Origin of the sequence: Flavobacterium sp. HJSW_4 (assembly GCF_042436695.1) — a bacterium.
Lineage (GTDB): Bacteria > Bacteroidota > Bacteroidia > Flavobacteriales > Flavobacteriaceae > Flavobacterium.
In genome coordinates this window covers 106385-129683 of sequence record NZ_JBHNPP010000012.1, presented here as the reverse complement: position 1 = coordinate 129683, position 23299 = coordinate 106385, and the positions used below count along the sequence as shown (strand labels likewise).

General features: G+C 33.2%; 32 protein-coding genes. 3 read left to right on the top strand and 29 right to left on the bottom strand.

All coding sequences use genetic code 11. From position 1 onward, the window contains the following. Nucleotides 1-170 precede the first annotated feature (170 nt). Nucleotides 171-1598, bottom strand: a complete 1428-nt coding sequence (locus tag ACE01P_RS13450) for an L-serine ammonia-lyase (RefSeq protein WP_379698642.1) — start codon at nucleotides 1596-1598, stop codon at nucleotides 171-173. 293 nt (nucleotides 1599-1891) lie between these two features. Between ACE01P_RS13450 and ACE01P_RS13445 the strand changes: the two genes are divergently transcribed. The 3 genes from ACE01P_RS13445 to ACE01P_RS13435 are packed head-to-tail and all read left to right on the top strand — an operon-like array spanning nucleotide 1892 to nucleotide 4877. Next, on the top strand, nucleotides 1892-4039 hold the full coding sequence (locus tag ACE01P_RS13445; protein WP_379698640.1) for a cation:proton antiporter: 2148 nt from the start codon (nucleotides 1892-1894) through the stop codon (nucleotides 4037-4039). A 12-nt stretch (nucleotides 4040-4051) separates the two neighbouring features. Next, nucleotides 4052-4510: a hypothetical protein gene (locus tag ACE01P_RS13440; RefSeq protein WP_379698638.1), complete on the top strand. Its 459-nt coding sequence runs from the start codon at nucleotides 4052-4054 to the stop codon at nucleotides 4508-4510. A 4-nt stretch (nucleotides 4511-4514) separates the two neighbouring features. Further along, on the top strand, nucleotides 4515-4877 hold the full coding sequence (locus ACE01P_RS13435; protein WP_379698636.1) for a glyoxalase: 363 nt from the start codon (nucleotides 4515-4517) through the stop codon (nucleotides 4875-4877). An 82-nt stretch (nucleotides 4878-4959) separates the two neighbouring features. On the opposite strand, the gene ACE01P_RS13430 is transcribed toward ACE01P_RS13435, so the two are convergent. The 28 genes from ACE01P_RS13430 to ACE01P_RS13295 all read right to left on the bottom strand — a co-directional run bounded on the left by ACE01P_RS13430 (nucleotide 4960) and on the right by ACE01P_RS13295 (nucleotide 23169). Next, nucleotides 4960-5643 (bottom strand): 2'-5' RNA ligase family protein, encoded by a 684-nt coding sequence (locus tag ACE01P_RS13430; RefSeq protein WP_379698634.1) that lies wholly within the window; start codon nucleotides 5641-5643, stop codon nucleotides 4960-4962. Nucleotides 5644-5650: 7 nt separating this feature from the next. Beyond that, nucleotides 5651-6019, bottom strand: a complete 369-nt coding sequence (locus tag ACE01P_RS13425) for an iron chaperone (protein ID WP_379698631.1) — start codon at nucleotides 6017-6019, stop codon at nucleotides 5651-5653. 80 nt (nucleotides 6020-6099) lie between these two features. Continuing rightward, entirely contained in the window at nucleotides 6100-6567 is a 468-nt protein-coding gene (locus ACE01P_RS13420) for an SRPBCC family protein (RefSeq protein WP_379698628.1), read from the bottom strand. 82 nt (nucleotides 6568-6649) lie between these two features. Next, nucleotides 6650-7231, bottom strand: a complete 582-nt coding sequence (locus ACE01P_RS13415) for a TIGR00730 family Rossman fold protein (RefSeq protein WP_379698626.1) — start codon at nucleotides 7229-7231, stop codon at nucleotides 6650-6652. A gap of 91 nt (nucleotides 7232-7322) precedes the next feature. After that, nucleotides 7323-7847: a GNAT family N-acetyltransferase gene (locus ACE01P_RS13410; protein ID WP_379698624.1), complete on the bottom strand. Its 525-nt coding sequence runs from the start codon at nucleotides 7845-7847 to the stop codon at nucleotides 7323-7325. Between the two features lie 21 nt (nucleotides 7848-7868). Continuing rightward, entirely contained in the window at nucleotides 7869-8993 is a 1125-nt protein-coding gene (locus ACE01P_RS13405; protein WP_379698621.1) for a lactonase family protein, read from the bottom strand. A 183-nt stretch (nucleotides 8994-9176) separates the two neighbouring features. After that, nucleotides 9177-10280 (bottom strand): MBL fold metallo-hydrolase, encoded by a 1104-nt coding sequence (locus ACE01P_RS13400; RefSeq protein ID WP_379698619.1) that lies wholly within the window; start codon nucleotides 10278-10280, stop codon nucleotides 9177-9179. Between the two features lies 1 nt (nucleotide 10281). Beyond that, nucleotides 10282-10704 carry a DUF1801 domain-containing protein gene (locus ACE01P_RS13395; protein WP_379698616.1) on the bottom strand — a complete coding sequence of 141 codons (423 nt, stop codon included), beginning with the start codon at nucleotides 10702-10704 and terminating at the stop codon, nucleotides 10282-10284. Continuing rightward, entirely contained in the window at nucleotides 10691-11755 is a 1065-nt protein-coding gene (locus ACE01P_RS13390) for a serine hydrolase domain-containing protein (RefSeq protein WP_379698613.1), read from the bottom strand. Before ACE01P_RS13390 ends, ACE01P_RS13395 begins: the two co-directional genes overlap by 14 nt. 106 nt (nucleotides 11756-11861) lie before the next feature. Then, nucleotides 11862-12230 (bottom strand): nuclear transport factor 2 family protein, encoded by a 369-nt coding sequence (locus tag ACE01P_RS13385; protein WP_379698611.1) that lies wholly within the window; start codon nucleotides 12228-12230, stop codon nucleotides 11862-11864. Between the two features lie 79 nt (nucleotides 12231-12309). Beyond that, nucleotides 12310-12519, bottom strand: coding sequence for an ArsR family transcriptional regulator (locus tag ACE01P_RS13380; protein ID WP_379698608.1), 210 nt, complete (start codon nucleotides 12517-12519; stop codon nucleotides 12310-12312). A 1-nt stretch (nucleotide 12520) separates the two neighbouring features. Then, the gene (locus ACE01P_RS13375; RefSeq protein ID WP_379698605.1) at nucleotides 12521-12937 is read right to left on the bottom strand and encodes a hypothetical protein; all 417 of its coding nucleotides are present in this window, start codon (nucleotides 12935-12937) and stop codon (nucleotides 12521-12523) included. Nucleotides 12938-12979: 42 nt separating this feature from the next. Next, nucleotides 12980-13894 (bottom strand): helix-turn-helix domain-containing protein, encoded by a 915-nt coding sequence (locus ACE01P_RS13370; protein WP_379698602.1) that lies wholly within the window; start codon nucleotides 13892-13894, stop codon nucleotides 12980-12982. A 12-nt stretch (nucleotides 13895-13906) separates the two neighbouring features. Further along, on the bottom strand, nucleotides 13907-14803 hold the full coding sequence (locus ACE01P_RS13365; protein ID WP_379698599.1) for an NmrA family NAD(P)-binding protein: 897 nt from the start codon (nucleotides 14801-14803) through the stop codon (nucleotides 13907-13909). A 102-nt stretch (nucleotides 14804-14905) separates the two neighbouring features. Further along, nucleotides 14906-15391, bottom strand: coding sequence for an SRPBCC domain-containing protein (locus ACE01P_RS13360; RefSeq protein WP_379698596.1), 486 nt, complete (start codon nucleotides 15389-15391; stop codon nucleotides 14906-14908). 104 nt (nucleotides 15392-15495) lie between these two features. Then, nucleotides 15496-15936 (bottom strand): hypothetical protein, encoded by a 441-nt coding sequence (locus ACE01P_RS13355; protein ID WP_379698593.1) that lies wholly within the window; start codon nucleotides 15934-15936, stop codon nucleotides 15496-15498. Nucleotides 15937-15959: 23 nt separating this feature from the next. After that, nucleotides 15960-16553 carry an NAD(P)H-dependent oxidoreductase gene (locus ACE01P_RS13350; RefSeq protein WP_379698590.1) on the bottom strand — a complete coding sequence of 198 codons (594 nt, stop codon included), beginning with the start codon at nucleotides 16551-16553 and terminating at the stop codon, nucleotides 15960-15962. A gap of 79 nt (nucleotides 16554-16632) precedes the next feature. Then, on the bottom strand, nucleotides 16633-16839 hold the full coding sequence (locus ACE01P_RS13345) for a helix-turn-helix domain-containing protein (RefSeq protein WP_379698587.1): 207 nt from the start codon (nucleotides 16837-16839) through the stop codon (nucleotides 16633-16635). Nucleotides 16840-16849: 10 nt separating this feature from the next. Continuing rightward, complete coding sequence (locus ACE01P_RS13340; protein ID WP_379698584.1) at nucleotides 16850-17392, bottom strand: DUF2975 domain-containing protein; 543 nt, start codon at nucleotides 17390-17392, stop codon at nucleotides 16850-16852. Nucleotides 17393-17527: 135 nt separating this feature from the next. Continuing rightward, the gene (locus ACE01P_RS13335; protein WP_379698581.1) at nucleotides 17528-18208 is read right to left on the bottom strand and encodes a DUF4919 domain-containing protein; all 681 of its coding nucleotides are present in this window, start codon (nucleotides 18206-18208) and stop codon (nucleotides 17528-17530) included. 182 nt (nucleotides 18209-18390) lie between these two features. Further along, entirely contained in the window at nucleotides 18391-18777 is a 387-nt protein-coding gene (locus ACE01P_RS13330; protein WP_379698579.1) for a YdeI family protein, read from the bottom strand. Nucleotides 18778-18875: 98 nt separating this feature from the next. Continuing rightward, nucleotides 18876-19547 (bottom strand): DUF2625 domain-containing protein, encoded by a 672-nt coding sequence (locus ACE01P_RS13325; RefSeq protein WP_379698576.1) that lies wholly within the window; start codon nucleotides 19545-19547, stop codon nucleotides 18876-18878. Between the two features lie 96 nt (nucleotides 19548-19643). Beyond that, a complete protein-coding gene (locus ACE01P_RS13320) occupies nucleotides 19644-20030 on the bottom strand; it encodes a DUF1801 domain-containing protein (protein ID WP_379698573.1) in 387 nt (128 codons plus the stop codon). A gap of 18 nt (nucleotides 20031-20048) precedes the next feature. After that, the gene (locus ACE01P_RS13315; protein ID WP_379698570.1) at nucleotides 20049-20480 is read right to left on the bottom strand and encodes a GNAT family N-acetyltransferase; all 432 of its coding nucleotides are present in this window, start codon (nucleotides 20478-20480) and stop codon (nucleotides 20049-20051) included. Between the two features lie 13 nt (nucleotides 20481-20493). Beyond that, a complete protein-coding gene (locus ACE01P_RS13310; RefSeq protein ID WP_379698567.1) occupies nucleotides 20494-20832 on the bottom strand; it encodes a n-acetylglutamate synthase in 339 nt (112 codons plus the stop codon). An 84-nt stretch (nucleotides 20833-20916) separates the two neighbouring features. Then, entirely contained in the window at nucleotides 20917-21423 is a 507-nt protein-coding gene (locus ACE01P_RS13305; protein WP_379698564.1) for a TPM domain-containing protein, read from the bottom strand. Nucleotides 21424-21573: 150 nt separating this feature from the next. Continuing rightward, entirely contained in the window at nucleotides 21574-22248 is a 675-nt protein-coding gene (locus ACE01P_RS13300) for a carbonic anhydrase (protein WP_379698561.1), read from the bottom strand. A 171-nt stretch (nucleotides 22249-22419) separates the two neighbouring features. Beyond that, nucleotides 22420-23169, bottom strand: coding sequence for a DUF2314 domain-containing protein (locus ACE01P_RS13295; protein ID WP_379698558.1), 750 nt, complete (start codon nucleotides 23167-23169; stop codon nucleotides 22420-22422). Between the last annotated feature and the right edge of the window lie 130 nt (nucleotides 23170-23299).

Here is a 23299-nt window from a genome sequence, read left to right as displayed (position 1 = left end):
ATTTCGAGAGAAAATGGTTTTCGGTCTTTAAATTCTAATAGAAATTGACTGTTTTCCATTACAATAAAGTATTTGTGTAGTGTTTTTAATATTTTTTGCCACGAATTCCTCCAATTTTCACAAATTCCTTTTTTATTTAAATTAGTGCTAATTCGTGGCAAACTTTAATTTTAGCAATCAGCCATGTTTACGGCAATTGCAAGACCTCCTTCAGAAGTTTCTTTATATTTTGAATTCATATCTTTTGCTGTTTCCCACATCGTGTTAATCACTTTGTCTAAAGGAACTTTAGCATTTTTAGAATCGGTTTCTAAAGCCAACTCAGCAGCATTTATCGCTTTAATGGCGCCCATTGTATTTCTTTCAATACATGGAATCTGAACTAAACCGCCAATAGGATCGCAGGTTAAACCTAAATGATGTTCCATTGCGATTTCAGCAGCCATCAAAACCTGAGCAGGAGTTCCGCCCATTAATTCGCAAAGTGCAGCTGCGGCCATAGAAGACGAAACGCCAATCTCCGCTTGACATCCGCCCATTGCTGCAGAAATTGTAGAACCTTTTTTGAAGATACTTCCAATTTCGCCAGCCACCATTAAAAATTGTTTGATTTCTTTTTCGCCAGCATTGTGGTTTTCGATAACCATATAATACATTAAAACAGCAGGAATTACGCCCGAACTTCCGTTAGTTGGTGCAGTAACAACACGGCCTAGAGACGCATTTACTTCATTCACGGCAAGTGCAAAACAGCTAACCCATTTTAAGATTTGACGGAATTTAACTTCGGTTTTTCTAATTTCTTCCAACCAGCTCTGCGGATCGTTATAATTAGATAATCCGATTAAGTTTTGGTGCATGTCAAAAGCTCTTCTGCGTACGTGAAGTCCGCCAGGAAGAATTCCTTCAGAATGACAACCAATGTACATACATTCCAACATCGTATTCCAAATACGCATTAATTCCGAATGCACTTCAGCTTCTGGACGCATCGAAATTTCATTTTCGTATACAATTTCAGAAATCGATTTGTTTTCAGTAACGGTATAATTCAGCAATTCCGCCGCGTTTTGAATCGGATAAGGAAATGCACATTTTATAACTTCTTTCAGTTTGGCATTGGTACGTTCTTCTTTAACGACAAATCCGCCTCCGATAGAATAAAAAGTAGAATCGTATTCAGAATCATCAGATTTGTAAGCCGTAAATTTCAATCCGTTTGCATGGAAAGGAAGAAAATCTTTATTGAAAACAATGTCTTGAAGAAAAAAGAACGGAATCACTTTTTGGTTGCCCAAATTGATTTCGTTAGTTGTTTCGATTTTTTTGATAATTCCTGCAATATCTTCTACAGGAATATATTCAGGATCTTGTCCGCTCAAACCTAACATTACAGCAAGGTCTGTTGCGTGGCCTTTTCCAGTTAAAGAAAGAGAGCCATATAAATCGACTTTAACCCTTGTGATATCGTCTAAAATTGCTTCGTCTTTCAGCTCTTCTAGAAAGCGTTCGGCAGCGCGCCAAGGACCTAAAGTGTGTGAGCTTGAAGGGCCAACGCCAATTTTTAGCATATCAAAAACAGAGATACATTCTTCCATTGTTCAATTTTTGTTAAGACAAAGATAATCGAATAATGCAATGATGATTTCTTTTTGGATATTAATCTTGCGTATTTGTTAAAAAAAATATTAAAATTTAATAATTCGGCAACGAAATAAATTTAAAACCTTAATATGCGGTTTACGTAAAAAGTTCGCGTTTTTTCGGTATTTTTGTAAATGAACGAACGGCAAAACGCCTGATTCTTTATATTAATACCTCTTGGATTTTTGTTTTAATTCTGAAACGTCTTTTTACAAATAATAATACCACTAGAAGATAAAGTTACCATATGATAGAATTTTTCAGACATCTATTACAAGAATTCGAATTACCCCTAAGCAATCCAGTATTGATTTTTTCATTGATACTTTTTATAATTCTGCTTTGCCCAATTTTACTTAAAAAAATAAACATTCCCGGAATTATCGGACTTATTATTTCAGGCGTTATCATTGGTCCGCACGGATTAAACATTTTGGCAAAAAATTCAGCTGTCGATTTATTTTCAACAATCGGACTTTTATACATCATGTTTATTGCGGGTTTAGAATTGGATATGAATGAGTTTAAAGCCAACAGAAATAAGAGTTTACTTTTTGGTTTTTTCACTTTTATACTGCCACTTTCAATCGGATTTCCAGTTTGTTTTTATTTATTGAAATATGATTTTAATGCCAGTTTCTTAACTGCAAGTATGTTTGCTACACACACTTTGGTCGCGTATCCGATTGTGAGCAAATTAGGAATTGCAAAAAATCAAGCCGTTGCCATTACAGTTGGAGGAACTATTTTGACCGATACTGCCGTTTTGATTATTTTGGCAGTAATTATGGGAAGCAGTCAAGGAAATCTAAATCAGGCATTTTGGGTTAAATTGATCATTTCATTGGCGATTTTCTCCGCTATAATGTTTTTGATAATTCCTCGTGTTGCAAAATGGTTTTTTAAGAAGTTAGAAAGTGAAAAACACGCCCATTATATTTTTGTACTTTCTGTAGTTTTCTTTGCAGCCTTTTTGGCCGAAGTAGCAGGAGTAGAGCCAATTATTGGAGCTTTCGTTGCAGGTTTAGCTTTGAATCCGTTAATTCCGCATTCTTCTGCTTTGATGAATAGAATTGAATTTATTGGAAACTCTTTATTTATTCCGTTTTTCTTGATTTCTGTGGGAATGTTAGTTGATGTAAGCGTTATTTTGAGCGGACCAACTGCTTTGATTGTTGCAGGAACTTTGAGTGTTGTGGCGATTTTTGGAAAATGGATTGCAGCATTTTTTACTCAAATTGTTTTTAAATATACGAAAACAGAAAGACAGCTTATTTTCGGATTGAGCAGTGCGCACGCTGCGGCAACTTTGGCCGTAATTTTAGTTGGTTTTAAAGCGAAAATATTAGATGAAAATATCTTAAATGGAACTATTATTCTAATTCTGATTACATGTATCGTAGCTTCTTTCGCTACAGAAAAAGCAGCAAAAAAAATTGCGATTTGTGAAGAAGAAATTTCACATGAAGATACAGACAGAGATCAGATTTTAGACGAACATATTTTAATTCCGTTGGCAAAATCTTCTGCTGCGGCAAGTTTATTGGATTTTGCACTTTTGATAAAAGATAAAAAATCATCCAATCCAATTACTTTATTGACAATTGTTCCGAACAATAATCAAGCGGAAAAGAACATTTTAAAATACAGAAAAGCTGCAGATAAGTTTGTAATTCAAGGATCTGCTTCAGAAGTAAAAATTAATACAATTGCCAGAATCGACCATAATCCTGCGAGCGGAATCGCAAGAACTTCTAAAGAAATCATGTCGGATATCGTGATTGTGGGTTGGCCGAGAAAGACTGGATTTATTGATAAAATCTTCGGTGAAAATGTAGATTCGATTATTAATAATGTAGATAAAACTTTGTTTATCTGCAGGTTCCAAAAGAATTTTATTGAACAAAAAAGACTCGTTTTTATTTGTCCGCCGTTTTCAGAAAGAGGAATTGGTTTTCATTTATTAATGCAAAAAGTGAGCCGTTTGGCGCAGGAATTAAGTATTCCGGTTGTGATTTATGGTGAAGAAAAAACGCATCAAGCTATTCAGCAGATTGCTTCTAATTCAAAACTGAACAGTAAATTCGGATTTAAAAATGTTTCTGATTGGGAAGATTTTGAAGTGATTTCAGATGATATAAAACCAACAGATTTGGTTGTTGTCAATTTGTCTAGAAAAGGTTCTGTTTCTTATCAGTCAATCTTTGATAAATTGCCAACGAAGTTTGAAAAGTACTTTGATAGCAATAATGTGATGCTTGTTTATCCGCAAGACGATAGAAAAGAAAGCGCAATGGATGCTTACGAAGATTTTACGGCATCGCCTTTAGCAAAAGGTATTGAAGCAATAGAACAAATCGGACGTGGTTTAGGAAGTATTTTGAAGAAAAGCTAAAATCTGAACTTCATGAAAATTTCAACTATTTTGCCTGTTTTGGCTTTAGCTTTTATTTCTTTGAACTGTAATAGAGTTAAAGAAGAGCAGAATTTAAATTCTGAGGTTGCTGTTAAGAATGATAGTCTTGCAAAACCAATAAAAAAAGAGTTGCCTGAGAATTTCGATGAATTCAATAAAAAATTTCATTCAGATTCTCTTTTTCAAGTTTCAAGAGTTGATTTTCCAATTGAAGGAAAGCATGTTTCTGGTTTTGATCAGCACGAATGGACAAGAAAGAATTGGGAGTTTCAAGTAATTCTTGTTGCTGATAAAACAGAAATTGAAGAATACCAGCATTCGTTAACAAAAACAGATACTTTAATTACAGAAAGATTTTGGATTCCAGACAGCGGTTTTGAAGTTGAAAGAAAATTTAAACTCATTAATAATAAATGGTTTTTAATTTATTATAACGACGTAAATTTATAGTAAAATGAATCACAATGCTAAATCTATCCGACCGTTTATAGGTGCTAAAAATTTTGAAATCTCAAGAAGCTTTTATCGCGATTTAGGATTTGAAGAAACGGTTTTAGAATCTAATTTTTCCGTTTTTAAAACAGGAGAAATCGCTTTTTATCTTCAAGATTACTACGATAAAAACTGGATTGAAAATACCATGATTTTTCTTGAAGTTGATGATGTTGAACGTTATTACAGCGAACTTTTAGCTTTAAATCTTCCCGAAAAATATGAAGGAGCAAAACTAACTCCGATAAAATATTTAGACTGGGGAAGCGAATGTTTTCTGCATGATCCTTCAGGAGTTTTATGGCATTTTGGAAAGTTTAAATAAACTTTATTTTGCCACTAATTACACGAATTTATGCAATTTTCAAATTCAATGATAATTAGTGGAATTAGTGGCAAGCAAAAACTCATCTCAAACAAAAATCACCCAAAACTCGAGTCGTATTTTTACGTTGATACCAGTCATTGTAAACCAATTCTAGGTTTTTGACTTCGAATTCTCCGAAATCATAATCACGGAATTTTTCTGCGATTCTGATTAGTTTTTTCGGATCATGAAGTTTTTCCTGGAAACGCATTATAGTAGAATGTGCCGTAGATATAGAATAACGACTGTCTATACTTTGTTGTAATCCAGAATTTTTGAAATTTTCACGAAGTCTATTTCGTAAATTATTTAAAGTTTCATCACTCGGAAATCCTTGAATCATGAGAGCAGACGGAGAAGCGGTTACGCCTTTAAAATGAATTTTGATTTTCTCAACATCAACAAGACTTCTGCAAATTATTTCAATATACTCGTTTGGCGAAATCTGATTCAAAGTAAAATCGGAAGAACAAGAAATAATCGACATAACGGTAATATGAATGTCTGAATCTGGATAAAAATATTGCTCAAGTTCTGCTTTTTTCAATTCATTAATGAAAGCCTGAACGTTGGCTTTAATTTCATCATTTGGGCGAATAAGTAACGTGATTCCGAAGCGAGAATCGGATTCATTTTTAAGTTCAGAATCAATTGAATATTTTCCTGCCGAAATGATTTCAGAAGATGTTTTGTAAAGTTGGTCGTAGTGTTCAGTTAAATTCATTGTGGTATTATTTCTTTTTAGCTTTTGCCAGATTTTCTTTGACTCTAAATTTTACAATTTCTGTGATCAAATCATAAGGCATTGGATCTTTTAACGGAAATTGAACAGAGCCTTTTCCTGATTTGTATTTAGAAAGTTTTTCAGCAAAAGCTTCGTGTCCGCTAGGTAAAGCATAAAGTCCGATATGGTTTTTAAACGCAGCAAAATAAACAACAATTCCATTTTGCTCAAAAGCTGGCATCGAATAACTGATTTTCTCTTTAGCATCTGGCGCCGCCTTCTGAATCATCATTCTGACTTTCTCCAAAATTTCTTGAACATCATTAGGAAATACGCCAATGTATTCGTCTATATTTTCTGGTTTTTTAACGTCCATGGTGTTTTTGTTTTGTTGGTTTCAAGTTCCAAGTTTCAAGTTTCCTATAGCAACTTGAAACTTGGAACTTGAAACAAAATTTAAGCCAGTCCTTTCGGAAAACGATCCAAGACCAAATTCAATCTTAAATTATGCTCTAAAAAAGCTTTTGCTCCAGCCAAAACCAAAGTAAAACCCTCAGTCGAATTACGAACCTGATCTATAATTTTATCTGTGTCGCCATGAAAACCAGAATTTGTAACACTTACAAAAGTTTCATGTTCGTTTAACGGACTAAAAACCCATTCTACTAAAGTAATTTCGTCTGGATTTCCCCATTCAATTACGATTTTTTTATTTTCTTGAAGAACAAGTGTCGTAACCGAAAGCGAAAAACCATACATTTCCCAAGTCCATTCTGTTTTTTGATTTTCTTCTAATTTTCCAGATCCCTTTGTAAACCAAAATTTACTCGTAATCTGCGGATCAATAAAAGCCTGAAAAACTTCTGAAACAGGTTTTCTTATCAGCATTTCGGCCTTTGCATATTTGTTGTTTTCTGTTTTCATTTTGTTTGAAGTTAATTAGTTAGCTGTAACGAGGAAATGTAAATATAACTCTAAATTTTGTACTGAGATCTTAAGTTCAGACTTATAACTTTTTTTTATCAATCCATTTTCCGACAGTTGGCGCAGTATAATTTTTCATTTGATCCAATAAATCATCTATAGAATCGCTAACCAAAAGCATTTTTTGATTAACCTCTTTCAGCAATCCTTTTTCTGTCATGGTTTGCAGTAATTCGATAAGCGAATCATAATAACCATCTATATTTAAAATTGCGATTGGTTTTTTATGCAAACCTAATTGCGCCCAAGTCAGCATTTCGAAAAGTTCTTCAAGAGTTCCAAAACCGCCAGGAAGCGCAATTACACCATCGCATAAATCGTTCATTTTGGTTTTTCTTTCGTGCATGCTTTCCACCAAAATTAATTCGGTTAAGCCTAAATGAGCAATTTCTTTAGATCTTAAAAAATTAGGCAATACACCAATAACTTTTCCTCCAGCATTTAAAGCTCCGTCAGCGACAGCGCCCATCAAACCGACATTAGCGCCACCATAAACTAATTCTATATTTTGTTCGGCTAAGGTTTTACCCAAAGCAATTGCTTGTTCTTCGTAAATTTTTTCAGTGCCATAACTTGAAGCACAGAAAACGGTTATTCTTTTCATTTTTTATAAATTATAAATTATGAGTTATGAGTTATGAATTTAAAGAATTATAAGCGGTAAAACCGTCAACTTATAACTCATAATTCATAATTCATGACTTTTTAAATTCATATTCAAAATACGGAACTTCTAGACCATTAACAGTAAAAGATAGCTCATTGATTTTTTCTGCGCCAAGTTTTAAAACGGCTTTTTGCGAACGGAAGTTTTCTGCTCCAATGTGAAAAAGTACAGAATCAACATGCTGAAACGCATAATCGATCATTAATTGTTTGTTTGAGTTGTTGTATGGGCCACCCCAATATTTTCTAGTGATAAAAGTGTAGCCAATTCCAACATTCGATTTTTCTGGATTGTAATCATAGAAACTTGTTGTGCCCATAATTTCATTGGTTTGTTTATCGAGAATTAGGAACGGACTTTTTGTAAGGATCAAATCAAAGTAAGCTCTAAAAACGTCTCTTTTATATCGATCTTTAGCCGGATTCTGTTCCCAAATTAAAGGATCAGAAGCCGCTTCAAATAAGGCTTCAAAATGTTTTTCTTCTAACGGAATTAACTTTGAGATTTCGTTTTCTAAGAAATCTGGCTGTAAATTAAAGTTTGATGTTTGCATTTTTATGATTTTAGTTAAAGGCTAAATTTTACGAACTTGAACACAAGAGACATTTTCCATTTTAATCTGTTTTCCTGTTTTTTTCAATAATCCAGTTTTAGAATCTCTTTTAAAAACAATTACATTTCCGGTTAAGACATTCGAGGCAACTAAAAATTTTCCGCTTTCATCCAAAGCAAAAATTCTCGGATGTTTTCCTAAAGTAGACTGATAGCCAATGTTTTTAAGTAATCCGTTTTCATCGATAGAAAAAATAGCAATATTGTTTTCTTTTCCGCGATTTGTCGCATACAAAAACTTTCCATCAGGAGAAATATGAATATCAGAGCTTTCAAATCCGTCTTTTATTTTATCTGAATGTGTAGCAATGCGCTGAATTTTATTTAAAACACCATTTTCATAACTATAAATGCTTATTTGCCCCGCCATTTCTTCAATGCAATACCCCCATTTTTGATTGGGATGAAAAGTAAAATGTCTTGGTCCAGCCTCTAAATCGGTTTTTGTAAACGGATTTTTAGTTTCAACTAAAGGCTTTTTCAGATTTTCATCAAAAGCATAACAGCGAATTTTATCGGCTCCTAAATCGGGTAAAAATAAATAATCACATTGCGGAGAAAACACCGCAGAATGCACGTGAGATTTGGTTTGTCTGTCTTTGTTTACGCTACCGTCTGAATATTGAAAATTCTGAGCAAGCGAATCAATTTTCCCATTTTTTAAAAGCGGATAAACCGAAATACTTCCTTCTGTATAATTAGCGTTAGCCAGCCATTTTCCATTTTTATGAACACTCACATAAACCGGATTTTCGCCACCGCTTCTTTGACTGTTTAAAAAAGTCAAAGTCTTTGCTGACGGATTAAATTCAAAACTACTCACGCTTCCTGCATTTGGAGTTTTAGTGTCTGTACACGCATAAACATATTTTCCGTTTGGAGAAACCGTCAAATAAGAAGGATTCACGATATTTTTAACCGAAGTAAATTTCGTCAATTTTCCGCTCAAAGTATCCAATTGATAAACCTGAATAGCTTCAGCAGTTTTATCACGGTTATATGATCCTAAAAACACGTAGGTATTTTGAGAAAACAGGTTTATTGTTAATAGAAAAGCAATTGCGAAATAGTATATTTTTGGTTTCATTTTTAGTTTTTTGGTTTCAGGTTTGAAGTTTCACGTTTGGCTGACATTGTCAGGCTGAGCGAAGTCGAAGCCCTTTACGTTGCACCCTTCGACTTCGCTCAAGGTAACATCGCAGATGTTTTTTTTCGTTGAAAGAAAACCTTTGTCCCTTTGTTCCTCTGAGCCTTTGTTCCTTAAAAAAAGTTATCGAATATTAAGCCACCACTTTTTAAATTCTTGTTTGTCATTTTTCAGTTCAACAACTTCGCCAATCATTGGTGTAATTAACGGAATTGGATTTTCAGACAAACTATTCAATTCGGTTACTTTTTTCAAAGGTTCGTCCCAAGCGTGAAGCGATAGTGAAAACTTAGAAGAATGCACTGGAAATACACGTTTTGTATTCAGGTCTTTCATGGCTTTTATTACATCTTCTGGTAAATTATGAATATATTTCCAACTCTCATTATATTGTCCATTATCAATTAAAGCCACATCAAACGGACCGTATTTTTCACCGATTTCAGCAAAATGCTTGTCGTAACCGCTGTCTCCGCCCAAATACATTTTAAAATCTTTAGTTTCCAAAACAAAAGAAGTCCAAAGCGTATTACATCTTTTAAAACTTCTGCCCGAAAAATGCCTTGAAGGCGTCGTATGAATTGTCAGATTTTCATCTAATTGGATGGTGCTGTACCAGTCTTTTTCGATAATGTTTTCAGTAGGAAATCCCCAGAATTCGAAGTGTGAACCAACGCCAAGCGCGGTAATTATTTTCTTTGTTTTAGGCTTTAATTTTAAAATCGTTTTATAATCCAAATGATCGTAATGATCATGTGTAATCAACAAATAATCAATTTCTGGAAGATCGTCAACCATATAAATATCAGAGCCTTTAAACGATTTTGTTGTTCCAGGAATAGGAGAGGCGTTTCCGCTAAAAACAGGATCTGTTAAAAAACGTTTTCCTTCCAACTGAATAAAATAAGACGAATGTCCAAACCAAACTAAAATATCTTGATCTAAAGAAAGTTCTTTTAAATTGGTTTTTACAGACGGAATTAAATCAGCGGGAATTTTTCTTTCTACTTTTTTGAAGAAGAAATCAAACAAAACTCCTGGCATGCTTGCTCCTTCAGCAAGATCTGGCGTAAAGCTCTGATTTTCGAATTTTCCGTTTTTATATTGTGGCGAATTCTGAATTAAAGTCAATCTTTCACCAGACGGCGCTTTTCCAAATTGAGGATGCTGTAGAAAAAAGTAAACGGCAAGTACTATTATGAATAATAGAATTAAGAATGTAATCATTTTATTTTGAGGGATATAAATTTTGGGTGTACTGAATAGAAAGTAAAATTATCTTTTTTAAAATTTCTGTATCAACATCATCTAACTTTTTGATGTATATGCAAGCTTTTGAAGAAGTATGTTTTCCAAGTTTCGGTAAAAGTTCGTCTCTTTTTTCTTCTGGCAGATAGAAATAAACGGTTATTGCTGTTTTTCTTGGCGAAAATCCAGCTAATGGCGCGTCGCCTTCGTGTCCGCTGTCGTATTTGTAATGATAACTTCCAAAACCAATAATGCTTGGTCCCCACATTTTTGGTTCAAAACCAGATGTTTCTTGCATTATTTTAAGAAGTTCAAAAGCATCATTTCTTTTAACTTCATTTTCAACAGTGTTAATAAAATCAGTAACGCTTTCTGCTGTTTCGGTGGTTTTATTTTTTGCCATTTTGAGAATTATTTTTCTTTATTAAATCACTTTTGAGCAAAAAGTTTTTGATTTTGAATTCGGTTAAATAAAACAAATCAGCATCTTGTGGCATTTGGTTTTCCATAGCAATAAAACTCACATCGCTTTCTGGAAAATACAAATTGACAGAAGAAAACCCATCACCACCTAAACCTGTGTGTCCAAGATATTTTACATTGTCTTCTTCAACAATTCTAATTCCGTAACCATAAGGTTGTTTTTCTTTTCCGAAGAAATTATGTTGCGAAAGAATTGTGTTTTTAGTTAATAATTGATACGATTCAGGCTTTAAGATTTTTCCTTTATGCAAATTGTTATTCCAAATCGCAAGATCTGAAACAGTTGAAATTACGCCGTCTGCACCTAAGTTGTTATTATTTATGGAGCCAAACTTCAAAGGAGTAAGAGTGTTTTTATTATTGTCATATCCAGTTGCTAAATTCTGAATTTTGTCTGCAGAATAACAAAAAGTATGATTCATTTTTAATTTCTTAAAAAGCGATTCAGACACTTCTGTATAACTTTTTTTAGTGGTGAATTCAACAATCTTTCCGATTAAGCTATAGTTTAAATTGCCATATTTAAATTGTGTTCCAGGTTTAAAAGCCAATGGTTTTTGCAAATCGACAATTCCATGCGAATGGTTTAAAAGCTGATGAACGGTAACAGAATCTGCCCAAGTTTGTTTGAGTTCAGGTAAATACTTTTTAATCGGAGCATTCAAATCTACCTTTCCTTTTTCTACTTCTAATAAAAGTAAAACAGCAGCAATTAATTTACTGTTCGACATAATCTCAAACTGTGTATCCATTTTTAAAGGCGTTCGGGTTTCGAAATTCGAAAAGCCTTCTGCTTTAGAATACAACGTTTTTCCATTTTGCGAAATCAAAATAGTACCATTAAATTTAGGATTAGCATTTTGAATTATACTATCGATACTTTTTTTGAAATCGTTTTTTTTCTGTGCTGAAGAATGACAACTGGTTAAGATTACTAGCAGTAATAAGGAAATTTTAGAGATGAAGTTCATTTTGGTTATTGAGAGTTTCTATTTGTTTTGAGTTTGAAGTTTCAGGTTTCACGTTTCAAGTTTTCAGAGGCAACTTGAAACCTGAAACTTGAAACAAAATTTTAATTTAAAACATTCCGTTTTTGTTAATAGAATCTTTTGGAACGGGTTGCCCGAGATCCCAAAGTTCGATGATTTTATCCGATTCGAATTTAAGAATATGCACAACGGCAAAACCAATATCTGAAGGCGTTTGTTTGAGATGTGAATGCACGGCAACCAAGTTTCCGTCTTCTAGAATATGATGAATTTTAAAAACCTTATTCGGATTTGTTCTGGCAGATTCTTCCATGGCAAGCATTAAGGTGTCTGCATCGCCTTTGAAATAAGCGTTGTGGTGTTTGAAATTCTTTCCAACATATAACCGAAAACCTTCGTGAGGATGCCCTTTTGCTGCCAATTTCAGGAAGTTTTTAGCGATTTCTTTCTTAGTCATGATTCAAAATTTAAAAGCAAACTAAGTTATGAAATAAAGTGCTATAAATTTTGCAGAAAAGGATTGGAAATTTATAAAATTAAAGGACTTCCGATTTTATTTTATTCATGTCTACGCCTAGTTTGGTAAATTCTTTTTCGCCCAATTCGGTTATGTAGAAATGTTTGTCTGCGGGATTATTTTTTGCAATCCATTTTTTGTCGGCAAATGTCTCTAAAAGTAATTCGCCCAATTTGCCACCAATATGTTCGTAGCATTTTTTTGCTGGTTTTATGGTTTTGTCGCCCATTTTATTTGTTCTTTTTTAAAGCAATTTTAGAAGCTAAATAAGCCATCGGAAGATAAGCGAAAATTAGATCTGCAAAACCAAACCAAATAGGAGATGGCAAAGTAAAAACCGTAACAATACCGCCAAACAAAAAGAAAGCGCCAATTGCAAATGCCAGTTTCGTTTTGTGATGAATAGCTGCAATAGCCGTTGTCAATGCTCCTGCAAAAGTTCCGATTGCATGCGCCAAAAAAGGAAAAAGAAAATGCTTTGGTTCAAATAAATGCATGCTTGCCTTTAAACCTTCGGCAGTGGTAACATCTGCACCATTTGGAGCCGGAATTATCGAATTGCTCAGTAAAATAATACTCATATTGACAATGCTTCCAATAACAAGACCTGCAATTACAGCCAAAGTGTTTCTTAAAAATGGATTCATAATTTTCGTTTTTACCTAACGAATTTATGAAAAATAAAGCAATTAGTTGAATGATTGTCTGAATTCTAAAGGCGAAGTATTGGTCTTTGTTTTGAATAATTTACTGAATGATTGCTGATGCTCAAAACCAAGTTCAAATGCAATTTCGCTGATAGATAGGGTAGTGGTTGAAAGCTTTTCTTTGGCTTTTTCTATCAATTTATTATGAATGTGCTGTTGGGTGCTTTGGCCCGTATGCGTTTTTAATAATGCACTCAGATAATTGGGAGAAACGTTTAAATTGTCGGCAATAAATTGAACCGTCGGAAGCCCTTTTTGTTTTAATGAATCATCGGTAAAAAGATCTTCAAGCAATTTTTCTAAGCGTGCTAAAATCTGATGACTGCTAATTTTTCGAGTAATAAATTGTCTGTTGTAAAATCTTTCGGCATAAGTTAAGAACAATTCAATTTGCGCAATAATTACATCTTGGCTAAACTTATCAATATTGGATTGATATTCTTGTTGAATATTTTTAATGATATCAATGAGCATATTCTCTTCTTTATCAGAAAGATGAAGTGCTTCATTAACAGCATAACCAAAATAATCGTATTGTTTGATTTTCTGCGCAAGCGGAGTATTCCAAAGAAAATCAGGATGAATCAATAACGACCATCCTGAGTGTTGCAATTCGGCATTTCCTTCAATAGAAAAAACTTGTCCTGGCGAAAGAAATATTAAAACACCTTCTTTAGAATCATATTCCTGCTGCCCGTATCGCATTTTTGCGTTGGCATTTCTTTTTAAAGCAATCGAATAAAAATCCAACATTAAGCTTTTTGGTTCTTCGTTATTGAGATATTTTAAATCTTCAAAATTGTAAACGCTCACCAAAGGATGTTCAGGTTTTAGCAAATCTCTAAAATCATGAAATTCGCTTATTGTTTTAAATCGAAGTGGTTGCTGATTTGCCATACTACAAAGTACTTAATTTTGATTGAAAATTAGAGCAAATTCTTTAGCATAATCTGCCAGTTTTGTTTTTCCTAAAACGATAGGACGATTTTGATAATAATCTTCACCAAGTAAACCGCTGTAAAGTGCGGCGTACATTTCTACCAAACCTTGCGCAATTTTAGGTTGCATTCCAACAGCAATTAATCCGTTTAGTGTTTCTTCGTCGCTAATTAATTTCCATTTTAAATCTGGATTTCCGATTGCTTCTCCTAAAATTTTTACGGTTTGATCTCCAGTAAGTTCTTCGCTAGCGACATAACGTATTTTTTTTCCGTCAAGCGGAGTGGTAAGCTCTTCTGCAATTGCTTCAGCAATATCGTTTGGAGAAACCCATGGAATCAATTGGTCTGCTCCATAATTTGCAGCAATAAGTCCTTGATTTTTAATTGTCGGGATATAAGCTAACAAGTTGTAGTAAAAAGATGTCGGACGCATAAATGTAATCGAAACATCTAAAAGCTTGTTCAAAACCGCTTCGATTTCATTATAACGCTGAATAATTCCAGAACCCTGTTCTAAATGTGCACCAATACTGCTTAAAAACACGACACGTTTTACGCCAGATTTTGCGATAGCTTCTGCATAATTATTTCCAATTGCACGAGTAAAAGCATCCAAATCAAGATTCGGATCAAAATAATTTGCACGCGGAATCATGCAATATACGGCATCTGCTCCTGTAAAAGTTTGAGTTAAAAAATTGACATCATTTACAGAGCCAATTGCGGCTTGAGCTCCAAGATTTTCAATTTCCGATTTTCTTTCGCTACTGCTGGCAATTACCGTAATTTGATGTTCGTCATTTAATAAAGCTTTCGCTAAAGGCTTGCTAATGTTCCCTAGAGAACCTGTAATTATAATTTTCATAATACTATTTTTTTGATGATACAAAGTTGCGAAGCATCAGAGAAATAGATTTAGCCAAATCTATGATTGACGTAGTCTAAAATAATAATATGAAATATGATTTTATTTTTCGGATAATTTCCTTTCCGTTTCAATTTGAGGTTTTCCAGTAGCATTTGGCTGACCTTTTCCAGTTTCAATTAGCTTTTTCAAACTATTCTCGATGTAATTGGTCCAGCCTGCTTTGCAAACTTCAAAACATTCATATTCTGGAACTAGACCGACATGTGTAAAAGCGAGTTTTGTTTTGTCGTCTTCTTTCGAAATGTCAAAAACGGCTGTAGTATTAGTCCATTCCGTATCGTCTTTGGTGAAGCTGAAATAATTTTCCTCAATCAGCCAAACGATTTTCTGATTCGGAATTACTTCAATCAATTTTATTTTACAGCGATGAACATCTTCGTAATGATATTTAAATTCATCGCCTTGATTGGCTGTTTTTCCTTCAATTTCTTCAGACCACCAGCCACGAACATTTTGTATCGCTTTAAAAACTTCTCCTGGAGATTGATTGACAAGTATAGTTGTGGTAAAATCGTGAGTATTCATAATTAATTGATTTTTAAATTAGTAAAGTAAAATTACAATCTAAAAATCAATTGATTACGGTGTTAAAAAGACAATTTTAAGGTGTATTTCGGACAAGTTTTTTATTAAATGCCATAAAATAATATCGCAAGTGCCATAATTGAGGCAAATAAAATTGAAAAGCTCAGGAAAGCTATAAAAGTTACTCTCCATCCGCTAAAAGTGTCTCCTCCATTTTCGTTATGCTTTTGGATGTTTTCTTCTTGATAATTTTGAATTATTTGAGCAGCAATAAAGGAATAAAGAGCTGGAAAAATAATTTTAGGAAAGTTTTCAGGAAGGCTAAATGAGATTCCAATGATGGCAATTGTACATAATACTGTAATGATCCAAGTGTTTCTGGCTTTTTCTAAATCATTAAAAGTTTTAAAATTTTGTGCAATGCAATATCCAGCAACTAATGGACCGCCAAAAAAAGTTGCGGTGCTGATTGCTTTTTTAGAATATATTTTCTCTGTTGGAATTTCTTCAAAAACTGATGTTTCTACGTTATGGTCTTCTGTCATTTTTATGAATTGAGATTTTGGGTTTATAGTATTTTTTTAATTTTTTGTGGAATTTTATTAATGAGTTCAAAATGCTTTGACATCACATTTTCTAGATCTAAAGTTCCGCCTAAGATGATCATTTCTTTATGTGCGAAACGTTTTCCGAGTCGGTCTTCGAGCATGATTTTTTCCATGCTTTGCGCTATTTCAATTTCATGCAAGAACTCATTTGGATGTCCGGCTGTGCAAATTACAAGACCATACGGAATGGTTTTCATTTTTCTTGAAGTATCGTTTTGTCCGTAGGCATATCCTACGGAGTAAACGCGGTCAAACCAACCTTTTAATTTTGCTGGACAATCGCTCCACCAAACAGGATATAAAAAAATGATGCAGCCTGCTTTTTCTATTTTTTCTTGTTCAGCTAAAACATCTGCAGGAATAGTAAGTTGTGTTTTGGCAAAACCCTCACGTTCATATTCTTCTTCAGACATATCGCTGGCAAAATTAGACGCATATAAATCAGAGATTTCTACATTCCATTTTTCATTATTCAAGGCTAGTTTTAATCTTTCTAGAACTTGAAAAGTATACGATTTTCTGCTCGGATGTGCGTAAACAATTAGAATGTTCATTTCCAGATTTTTTGGATTTATAATTGCTTTAAAATTTCAATCTGATCTGTACGAAAATACAAATTAAATCCAAATAATATTATTCCTCAGAAAATTCTAAAATATCGCCTGGCTGACAATCCAAAACTTTGCAGATTGCTTCTAGTGTACTGAAACGAATTGCTTTTGCTTTTCCCGTTTTTAAGATGGAAAGATTCGATAACGTTAAATCTACTCTTTCTGAAAGTTCGTTTAATGACATTTTTCTCTTTGCCATCATGACGTCTAAATTTACTATAATGGGCATACTTTTTTGTTTAAATAGTTAAGTCAATTTCAGATTGAATTTCGATTCCTCTTTTAAAAATCTGTCCGACAACAAACATCACAATTGCCATAAAAATCCAAATGCTGTGGCCTTCTAAATTAAGTGATTCTAACGAAGGAAGTTTTACGCCTTTAAGAATTAACCAATTGTTGAATTTGAAAGCCCAAAAAGAAAACAACCCAATTCCGAAAGCCAAATAAGACAGATAAGATATAAAGCGTCCCATTTCAGCAGTAAAAGGCTGTTCGATGTTTAATTTTTTCTCGTGCAGCATTTTTACAATCAGGTAAAACATAATCGCTTTTAAGATTGCCACAATGCTGATAAAACATATTTCTTGAATGTAAAAACTAGGACTGAAAGTGTACAAATTTAGCAAATCGAGAAATCGAGCGTTATAGGAATTAATCATCATAGTGTAAATTCCGTTAAAAAGATACATACCAGCTTCTACGCATAAGCCAATAAAAATAATCCATGATAAAATATTTAAAATTTTTAGGATCTGCGGTGTTCCAATTTTAATTTCCATAATAATCAAGATTAAAAGTGATGCTGCTAAAAATAATAAAAATTTATTGATAATCAATAAATAAATGTTTTTTATCAAAAAAAAACTCCAGCTTTAGATTTGCTGGAGTTAAATTTTTTATGGTTTGAAGATATCTTATTTGAGTGCTTTTCGTTCGTTTTCAAGCATTTTTTCTACATTAAAATAAATTCCGTCTACATTATAAACGCCTTTTTCAAAACTTAGATAATCACAATTTCCAACAAGCGATTGCTCTTTCGATTCTATTTCAAATAGGTTGAGCAGAATATATTCGTGATCGACCATTAGGACATGAAAACCAGTTTCGCACTTTTTTCCGTCGCCAGAAGAGAGTATGACATTCAAGATGCTGTGAAATTTAAAAGCAATAATTTTTGCAGCCGCTTCATCGCCTTTTAAATGATAAACATAGGCTAGATAGTTGAGCTGACGCAAATCAAATGGAAATTCGGTTAGGGAATTATTGGAGAGTTTTATAATTTCATCGTAATCGGAAGCTTCGAGTTTTTCTTTCGTATAATATTTCTGAAGTTTTTCTTCATCTGAAGGTGTCCAAAAAGCATTGTATTTGGGCTGAAAAAAATAACCTAAATATAAATGGCTGTATTCATCATGCGTCAAAAGGGTATCGTTTTTTACCAATCTTTCCATCAATTTCGGATAAAAGAATTTCGAATTTTTATCATTGATTTCTTTTTCGATTGTTTTATAATCAGGTATTTTAAAACCAAGATCTTGAGCATTTAACTGGAATCCGAAACAAAAAATAAGAAGAAGGATAAATTGCTTTGGCATGATTTATAAGGTTTTAGGTGGAGGTTTTAGCCTAACTAAAATACAAATTATTTGAACACAAAATCTTCTTATGAATGCAGATGCGTGAAGGATGGGAGCGGCATCCTTTTGTGGTGTGGTTCACCACAAAAGATATAGCGAACAGCCTGACCCGGAGGGACACGCCCTAATAAAACTGAAACTTATTCTTCTGGAGCATCAATAATCCATTTTCCTTTTTCTTTTGCAATATCGATTAATTTTTGACCTTGCTCTGTCATTAAATTTAACTCAATCATGCGTTCGGCTCTTTCAATATTGGGTTTGCTCCATTTGCTGGTTTTTGGGTTTCGATGAGAGAAAGTAAGGTAATAGCTTTCGGCGTCACGTTTTTTGCAGAGACTATCAATCCAACCAAAGCAAAGGGCTTCTTCAGTTGCTTCGACTAAATTTACGCTTTCTGTTTTGCTTTTTTTGTGATACAAAATTAACCAAACCGATTTTTCCGTCTGACTGTTTGCTTCGAGCCAATTGCGCCAATCTTGTCTCGTTTGGGCATAAACCGCTAATTTACCGTCTTTAGTTTCCATCTTTTTAGTTTTATTTTATAAAGATAAAATGCCTTTGTGACAACAGTATGTCAGTAATAAAATTAAAAATCTGTAAATAAGAGGATTATAGTTTTTGATTAATGCCCAAACTGTTTTCTGAGATCTAAATTAAGACTGTATTGTTCTTCAACAGGAATGATTTTTCTTTGAACTTTGTTGATGTCGTTTCCTTCTTCTGTCCATAAAAACGGGTAAAAATTAAAAACTTGATCGCCTTGTAATGCGGTAAGATCTTTTTTCCAGTTTTCCCAGCGGTTGCCAGCATAATATTTATCTAAATCGTTATTGAAGCAAAACTCTAAAAACTGAGAATAGGTAATATCAAGCTGTTCGTATTCTAGGTTGTCTGGCGCAAAATAATATATTTTTCCAAGATCGTTTCCAAATGCGCCGCCATTTAGTATGTAAAAACCACCCAAAGCATCGTCGGCAATTAAAAGGTAAGAGGGAGCTTCTCCAAATTCGTTAAAAGATTTTCCTTTGTTCCAATCAGGAAGGCTTCGGTTAAGTTTGGTGCTTCCAGAACCAAGAATTCTGATCCAGCCATTATCAATTAAAATTCCGCCAGTTTTATAGACAATAGCGCCCATTGGCGAACTAGTTGTAACTTGGGTATGATATAAAGCATTTTTGGCTTTTTGAGGATCTGCTGGAAGAATTTCTACTTTGTTCTTGGCAGCATTTGCCCATTCTTTTACTAATTTCCATCCAGAATCTGTCTGATCGATGAGTTCGTTTACTGGTCGCATTTTTGTTTGTGAATAAGTTGTTGTAGAGGATAAAAAAATTAAGGCGGTTAAGGTGAAAAATTTCATTTTGGGTTTTATAGACTTTTGGTTAATTGGTTATTTTAGTCGGAGCAGAACTCCTTTTCGTTTGACAATATTTTTATAGTCCCATTGAATTTCTCTGCTTTTCTCCAGCCAGCGTTCGAGATCTCGCTCGTTTATTTGATCGACGTTTGTATAACGTTTTTCGGCAGCTTTAAATGAACCTTCGTTTTGGAGTTTTTCTTCGTCAAAAGATTGACCGCTCCAGAAAAGTAATCTAACTGAATCTTTTAATTTGCTGTAGCCTACAATTGGATTTCCATCAAGAAACCAAACAGGATGAGCATGCCAGATTTTGTTTTCGGCATCAGGAAGATTTTTGTTGATAATGGCAAAAAGAATATCGCAGATTTCTTTGTTTTCTGCTGTTTGAGCATCGTTATAATCTTGAATCTGATTCATGTCTTTAGCATTTTAGAGTTATTTTATATTTTGCGTTAACTCGAATAAAATATAAGTTCCGTTGCTTGAATGTCCTCTTGATTTTTCTGCAAACCCTTTTTTAATGTAAAATTCAACCGCTTTGGTATTGTTTACAAGACATTTTAAGGTAATTGGAAATGCAGTTTTTTGTATGGCGGCTTTTAATAATTCGGTGCCAATATTTTTTCCTTGATATTTGGTATCAACGTAAAGATGATGAATAAAATTGTTGGGCATCCAAATTGAAATAAATCCGACAGGAATATGGTTTATGTGAGCCGTTAAAATATATTCTCCTTGAGTTTGCTTTTCAAAATCTTCTAATTTGAATTCGGAGATATCTTGCTCTATAAATGTGCGTTGTCTTTCATTTAAGAATAACTCTCTTAAATGCTGTAAATCAATATCTCGAAATTCTATTATTTCCATTTAGAATTTACCTTTATTGTTCTTCGATTATAGAGTTTCCTTTTGATTGGTCGCCCGATGTCCACTGCCAAGTTTCATGAAGTCTTATTTTGCCATTTTCTAAAATTTCAGGTTTAGAACTGCAAATTCCTGTCATTAATTCTCCTTTTTCGTTTATTTGATGGTATCTCATTTCGATATTTCCTTCTTCATCAACTAAACCAATAAGATGGCCTTTTTTGATTTTTCCTCCTGAATATTCTGAAGTCAAAATATTTGCTTCTTGTTTATAGTGAAAAGCAGTTTCGTTAGATGTTTCTCCGTTTTCACTATTGCTGATAGGCTTGAAAATTTTATTATTGTAATTAATCATTTTAAATGCAGTTAAGAAAGAGACAAGATAAATAAAAAATCCGACCTGTTTGTACAAATCGGATTTTGTGTATGGATTGATTTTTTAAGGTTGCAATTTTTTCATGAATTCATTCGAAGCCATTTCTAAAGCTTTATAATAATTTCCTTTTTTAAGTTCAGGAACCGCAAATGTGCTAATTATAGTTTGTGTTTCTTCTGTAGTTAATTTGTATTTTATAAAATCTACGCTTAAAACCTGAATTTGTCTTAATGATTTGCTGACAAGGATTAAAATGGTAGGATCTAATCTCGGATCTTTTGATAAAAATTTGTCAAGATCTACAGCAAATTCTTCAAAAGAAGGAAATGGCTGAACAGAAGGAGTCGTGATGATAACAATTTTATAAAGATATTTTTTTTCAAAATTGTTTAGAGTCGTGTTTAAAACTTTAAGTTCTTCTGGTTTTAGAATTTTTTCGAAGTCGTTAACACAATCTGAAGACTGCAAAAAAGAACTTTTTAAATTTGAAGTAAACTCAGCATTGTTTTTTGTTTGGGCAGATAAAAAAACTGATGAAAACAGTATAATTGTAAAGAATAAATTTTTCATTCTAGGGCAGGTTAGATTTGGTGCAGCAAAAGTAGCACATTCTTGACTTTAAATAAGCTACGAAAGTGAAGAATATATTAATTTAAACGAAAAAAAAATCCAAGAGGCATAAGAGCCAATTGGATTTTTTTATGAATCTGTTTTCACAGACTATATTTTTTCAGTTTTTCCTGTATGTACGTCGTAACATATGGAGACTACTTTTACTTTATGCCCTTTTGCAATAGCATCATCCTGAATTTGTTTGGCTGAATGTTTGATGTTTGCCTTAATGGCGCCTAAATAATTTTGTGCTTTTGGTAAAATTTTGTCAGCTTGGATTTCTTCATCTTCATTTGAGATCGTTTCTACAATATCGTCAATATGATTTAAATGCTTTTTGTACGATCTGTCTTTGTCGTTAATATATGCTTTTACAGCACCGCATTCTGTGTGACCTAAAACAATAATTAATTTTGCGTCTAGATGTTCTATGGCGTATTCAATGCTTCCCATATCGATATTTGAAATTAGATTTCCTGCATTTCGTATTACAAATAAATCACCAATTCCTTGATCGAAAATAATTTCTGGTGACACTCTGCTGTCTGAACACGTTACAATAACCGCAAAAGGTTTTTGCCCATTTTGATTTGCGAGAACGGTTTTCTTATCTTGATGCGGATGAATAGATTTACCTTCTAAAAAACGTCGATTTCCTGTTTCTAATTGTTCTATTTCGGTGGTGTTTTTACCAGTATTTTTTTCTTTGTTATCCTTACAGCTCCATACAATTCCAGCTATGAAAAATGATAATAGAACAACGATAATAATTTTACCTCTCATTTTATAATTATTTTGCATTTAAAACATTACAAAACTAATCCGCTTTAAATTGATAAGAGGTTGCTAGAAGTCTTTTTTGTATTAAAATACGACGGATTATTGAATTTTAGATTTCCATACTTAAACAAAAAAAAATCCGACTTGCTTTTGCAAATCGGATTTTGAAATTTTCTATTGAAGTAAAGGAATTAAATGATCCCATTTCAGTTCTTTGGCAAAATCTAAAGCAGTTTTTCCGTTATGGGTTTTTGCAGCTGGATTTGCGCCTGCTTTTAAAATGAGTTCTACAGAAGTTTGATTTCCGGCAATAGCTTCTCGATGTAAAAATGTATAACCCAAGTCGTCTTGAGCTTCTATTTCTTCCGGATTGCTTTTTAAGAATTCAATGAGGCTTTCTTTCATGTTTTTGCTCATTGGATGTTCAATTAGATTTTCTGGTTTCTCTTTTTGTTCATTTACAACTAAAATATCATTAAAATCACCAAATTCTAATCCCCACGCTCCATCATGATCTTCTCTTTCTTCGTTGCTCATTTCTGAACGCATTGCGTGAATTGTAAATGCTCCGTAAGTTTTACCATTAATTGCAAATAACCAGTCACTAATTTGATTGATTGGAATTGCAATTTCATCACCATTATTAACATTCGTCAATTCATTAGGATCGTTTACTAAAATTCCGTAGATCGTTTCACCATCAAAATTTACATCGTTAATCCACATATGTTCTACGATGGTTTCATCGTCAATATCTTGAGTAAAAGCTAGTTTTACGCAAGCAACATCCAATCCTGGAATTATTCTTCTGTATTCCCAAGATAATTCTCTCCAGAAATATTTAAATGTTTCTTGAGCTCTTTTATAGGCTTCGATCATTTTTGGGCTTTCCCCGTCGGCGTAGAATATCTTTGTTTCAGACATGATTTTTATTTGATTTTTTTGTTAGATTATATTTATTAAAATTAAAGAATATTTGTTTGAATAGTGATTAGAAATTTGTTTTTCTTTCAACTTTAACAGTCTGTCGTCTTAGAGATATAACGGCATAAAA